The organism is Micromonospora sp. NPDC000207 (assembly GCF_040300925.1).
Lineage (GTDB): Bacteria > Actinomycetota > Actinomycetes > Mycobacteriales > Micromonosporaceae > Micromonospora.
Window position 1 is genome coordinate 1,638 of record NZ_JBEPEQ010000181.1, and the last position, 5,424, is coordinate 7,061.

3 rRNA genes are annotated in these 5,424 nt (G+C 57.9%); all 3 read right to left on the bottom strand.

Features of this window, described 5'->3' with window-relative positions:
• Positions 1-8: 8 nt before the first annotated feature.
• Positions 9-125 (bottom strand): 5S ribosomal RNA (gene rrf / locus ABT336_RS26270).
• A gap of 86 nt (positions 126-211) precedes the next feature.
• Positions 212-3,324: ribosomal RNA gene (locus tag ABT336_RS26275) — 23S ribosomal RNA — on the bottom strand.
• Positions 3,325-3,710: 386 nt separating this feature from the next.
• Positions 3,711-5,225: ribosomal RNA gene (locus ABT336_RS26280) — 16S ribosomal RNA — on the bottom strand.
• Together the 16S, 23S and 5S rRNA genes form the textbook arrangement of a ribosomal RNA operon.
• Between the last annotated feature and the right edge of the window lie 199 nt (positions 5,226-5,424).

Here is a 5,424-nt window from a genome sequence, read left to right on the forward strand (position 1 = left end):
GGAAAGATGTCCGGCGGTGTCCTACTCTCCCACACCCTCCCGAGTGCAGTACCATCGGCGCTGGAAGGCTTAGCTTCCGGGTTCGGAATGTAACCGGGCGTTTCCCTTCCGCCATGACCGCCGTAACCCTATCGACATATCAAACAACACCACACACACGTGGTCTGCTGTTCGTTTGTCAAGAGTTGCACAGTGGACGCGTAGCAGCTTCGTAGTCAAGTCCTCGGCCTATTAGTACCGGTCAACTCAACCCGTTACCGAGCTTACATCTCCGGCCTATCAACCCAGTCGTCTAACTGGGGGCCTTACCCACACCAAAGGTATGGCGGGATACCTCATCTTGAAGCGAGCTTCCCGCTTAGATGCTTTCAGCGGTTATCCCTTCCGAACGTAGCCAACCAGCCGTGCCCCTGGCGGGACAACTGGCACACCAGAGGTTCGTCCGTCCCGGTCCTCTCGTACTAGGGACAGCCCTTCTCAAGTATCCTACGCGCACGGCGGATAGGGACCGAACTGTCTCACGACGTTCTAAACCCAGCTCGCGTACCGCTTTAATGGGCGAACAGCCCAACCCTTGGGACCTGCTACAGCCCCAGGATGCGACGAGCCGACATCGAGGTGCCAAACCATCCCGTCGATATGGACTCTTGGGGAAGATCAGCCTGTTATCCCCGGGGTACCTTTTATCCGTTGAGCGACACCGCTTCCACACGCAAGTGCCGGATCACTAGTCCCGACTTTCGTCCCTGCTCGACCTGTCAGTCTCACAGTCAAGCTCCCTTGTGCACTTACACTCAACACCTGATTGCCAACCAGGCTGAGGGAACCTTTGGGCGCCTCCGTTACCTTTTAGGAGGCAACCGCCCCAGTTAAACTACCCACCAGACACTGTCCCTGAACCGGATCACGGCCCGAAGTTAGATATCCGAATCAACCAGAGTGGTATTTCAAGATTGCCTCCACCCATACTGGCGTATGGACTTCACCGGCTCCCACCTATCCTACACAAGCTAACTCAAATACCAATGTCAAGCTATAGTAAAGGTCCCGGGGTCTTTCCGTCCTGCCGCGCGTAACGAGCATCTTTACTCGTAATGCAATTTCGCCGGGCCTGTGGTTGAGACAGTGGGGAAGTCGTTACGCCATTCGTGCAGGTCGGAACTTACCCGACAAGGAATTTCGCTACCTTAGGATGGTTATAGTTACCACCGCCGTTTACTGGCGCTTAAGTTCTCCGCTTCGCCCCGAAGAGCTAACAGGTCCCCTTAACGTTCCAGCACCGGGCAGGCGTCAGTCCATATACATCGAATTACTTCTTCGCATGGACCTGTGTTTTTAGTAAACAGTCGCTTCCCCCTGCTCTCTGCGGCCATACAACGCTCCACCCGCACGGGGCTTCACGTCTCCGGCCCCCCTTCTCCCTAAGTTACGGGGGCAATTTGCCGAGTTCCTTAACCACAGTTCACCCGATCGCCTTGGTATTCTCTACCTGACCACCTGTGTCGGTTTGGGGTACGGGCCGCTCGGAACTCGCTAGAGGCTTTTCTCGGCAGCATAGGATCACTGACTTCACCTGAATCGGCTCGGCATCACGTCTCAGCCTCATGCGTCGCGGATTTACCTACGACACGGCCTACACGCTTACCCCGGCACAACCACCGGCCGGGCTCAGCTACCTTCCTGCGTCACCCCATCGCTTGACTACTACCCGCCAGGTTCCCACGCTCCCCACCATCAACCCGAAGGCATCCGGCAGCTCGGGTGGTTAGCACAACGAGGTTCATCACGGGCGCTCCTTCGCGGGTACGGGAATATCAACCCGTTGTCCATCGACTACGCCTCTCGGCCTCGCCTTAGGTCCCGACTCACCCAGGGCGGATTAACCTGGCCCTGGAACCCTTGGTCATCCGGCGGAAGGGTTTCTCACCCTTCTTTCGCTACTCATGCCTGCATTCTCACTCGTGCCGCGTCCACAACTCGATCACTCGGCTGCTTCACCCCCGGCACGACGCTCCCCTACCCATCCACACACCTGCACCGCAGCCACAAGGACCACAGCGAAGTAAAAATGTGAATGCCACAGCTTCGGCGGTGTACTTGAGCCCCGCTACATTGTCGGCGCGGAACCACTTGACCAGTGAGCTATTACGCACTCTTTAAAGGGTGGCTGCTTCTAAGCCAACCTCCTGGTTGTCTATGCGACCCCACATCCTTTTCCACTTAGCACACGCTTAGGGGCCTTAGCTGGTGATCTGGGCTGTTTCCCTCTCGACTACGAAGCTTATCCCCCGCAGTCTCACTGCCGCGCTCTCACTTACCGGCATTCGGAGTTTGGCTGATTTCGGTAAGCTTGTGGGCCCCCTAGACCATCCAGTGCTCTACCTCCGGCAAGAAACACGCGACGCTGCACCTAAATGCATTTCGGGGAGAACCAGCTATCACGGAGTTTGATTGGCCTTTCACCCCTAACCACAGGTCATCCCCCAACTTTTCAACGTTGGTGGGTTCGGCCCTCCACGTAGTCTTACCCACGCTTCAGCCTGCCCATGGCTAGATCACTCCGCTTCGGGTCTAGGACACGCGACTCAAACGCCCTGTTCAGACTCGCTTTCGCTACGGCTCCCCCACACGGGTTAACCTCGCCACATGCCACTAACTCGCAGGCTCATTCTTCAAAAGGCACGCCGTCACCCCGCAAGGCTCCGACGGATTGTAGGCGAACGGTTTCAGGTACTATTTCACTCCCCTCCCGGGGTACTTTTCACCATTCCCTCACGGTACTCGTCCGCTATCGGTCACCAGGAAGTATTTAGGCTTACCAGGTGGTCCTGGCAGATTCACGGCAGATTTCAGGGGTCCGCCGCTACTCGGGAACACCCACAGGAGACCAGCCACTTTCACCTACCGGACTCTCACCGTCTACGGTCAGCCTTCCCAGACTGTTCAGCTAGCAACTGGCTTTCTCACTCCTCCAACAGTCGTCAGCCTGTTGAGCAGGGTCCCACAACCCCGACCACGCAACCCCTGACAGGTATCACACGCAACCGGTTTAGCCTCATCCGCTTTCGCTCGCCACTACTCACGGAATCACATGTTGTTTTCTCTTCCTACGGGTACTGAGATGTTTCACTTCCCCGCGTTCCCCCCACACACCCTATGTATTCAGGTGCGGGTGACATCACATGACTGATGCCAGGTTTCCCCATTCGGACACCCTGGGATCACAGCTCGGTTGACAGCTCCCCCAGGCCTATCGCGGCCTCCCACGTCCTTCATCGGCTCCTGGTGCCAAGGCATCCACCGTTCGCCCTTGACAACTTGACCACAAAGATGCTCGCGTCCACTGTGCAATTCTCAACAAACGACCAACCCACAACCCACAGCCCCACACCAAACCCAACCCAACAGGTCAGCGGTATGCGAGACCAGGCCATGCCTGGCGACCTGACAGACCACGTCACCGCAGCCCACCACAGTCTCTGAAACAACAACACGATGGTTGTTCCTTCAGGACCCAACAGGGTGCTCTCCGCCATCCCCCAGCCGCACCAGACCCCCCGCTCCACACCCTCCCTCACAGGAAGGCCGTACTAGAGGAACCCGGCCGTTGCCAGGAAACAACTCACCAGTGTCTCCGCCTCTGAGCACCCCGACCTGACACTCGCAGATCGCGGGCTCCATACCGTCTTTCGACGAATGGTGCTCCTTAGAAAGGAGGTGATCCAGCCGCACCTTCCGGTACGGCTACCTTGTTACGACTTCGTCCCAATCGCCAGCCCCACCTTCGACGGCTCCCTCCACAAGGGTTGGGCCACCGGCTTCGGGTGTTGCCGACTTTCGTGACGTGACGGGCGGTGTGTACAAGGCCCGGGAACGTATTCACCGCAGCGTTGCTGATCTGCGATTACTAGCGACTCCGACTTCACGGGGTCGAGTTGCAGACCCCGATCCGAACTGAGACCGGCTTTTTGGGATTCGCTCCACCTCACGGTATCGCAGCCCATTGTACCGGCCATTGTAGCATGCGTGAAGCCCTGGACATAAGGGGCATGATGACTTGACGTCATCCCCACCTTCCTCCGAGTTGACCCCGGCAGTCTTCGATGAGTCCCCGCCATAACGCGCTGGCAACATCGAACGAGGGTTGCGCTCGTTGCGGGACTTAACCCAACATCTCACGACACGAGCTGACGACAGCCATGCACCACCTGTGACCGCCCCCGAAGGACCTGCCATCTCTGACAGTTTTGCGGCCATGTCAAACCCAGGTAAGGTTCTTCGCGTTGCATCGAATTAATCCGCATGCTCCGCCGCTTGTGCGGGCCCCCGTCAATTCCTTTGAGTTTTAGCCTTGCGGCCGTACTCCCCAGGCGGGGCGCTTAATGCGTTAGCTGCGGCACAGAGAACCGGAGAGGCCCCCCACACCTAGCGCCCAACGTTTACAGCGTGGACTACCAGGGTATCTAATCCTGTTCGCTCCCCACGCTTTCGCTCCTCAGCGTCAGTATCGGCCCAGAGACCCGCCTTCGCCACCGGTGTTCCTCCTGATATCTGCGCATTTCACCGCTACACCAGGAATTCCAGTCTCCCCTACCGAACTCTAGCCTGCCCGTATCGACTGCAGGCCCGCGGTTGAGCCGCGGGTTTTCACAGTCGACGCGACAAGCCGCCTACGAGCTCTTTACGCCCAATAAATCCGGACAACGCTCGCGCCCTACGTCTTACCGCGGCTGCTGGCACGTAGTTGGCCGGCGCTTCTTCTGCAGGTACCGTCACTTGCGCTTCGTCCCTGCTGAAAGAGGTTTACAACCCGAAGGCCGTCATCCCTCACGCGGCGTCGCTGCATCAGGCTTCCGCCCATTGTGCAATATTCCCCACTGCTGCCTCCCGTAGGAGTCTGGGCCGTGTCTCAGTCCCAGTGTGGCCGGTCGCCCTCTCAGGCCGGCTACCCGTCGTCGCCTTGGTAGGCCATCACCCCACCAACAAGCTGATAGGCCGCGAGCCCATCCCAGGCCGAAAAACTTTCCACCACCAAACATGCGCCCGGTGGTAATATTCGGTATTAGCCCCGGTTTCCCGGGGTTATCCCAAAGCCTAGGGCAGGTTGCTCACGTGTTACTCACCCGTTCGCCGCTCGAGTACCCCGAAGGGCCTTTCCGCTCGACTTGCATGTGTTAAGCACGCCGCCAGCGTTCGTCCTGAGCCAGGATCAAACTCTCCAACAAAAACCTGTGGAAAATCCATCCCAGCAACAAACCAAATTGTTGCCAAAGGAATTCCGTAAACCAACCAGAAACCGAAGCTCCCAGCCAGCCACGGGGTATAAAACAATTGGCACTGGCTTATCAAGCACCCTGTTGAGTTCTCAAAGAACAACCACACACCAAACCCGAACCCCACACCGTGGAACCCGAACCCGGGGCA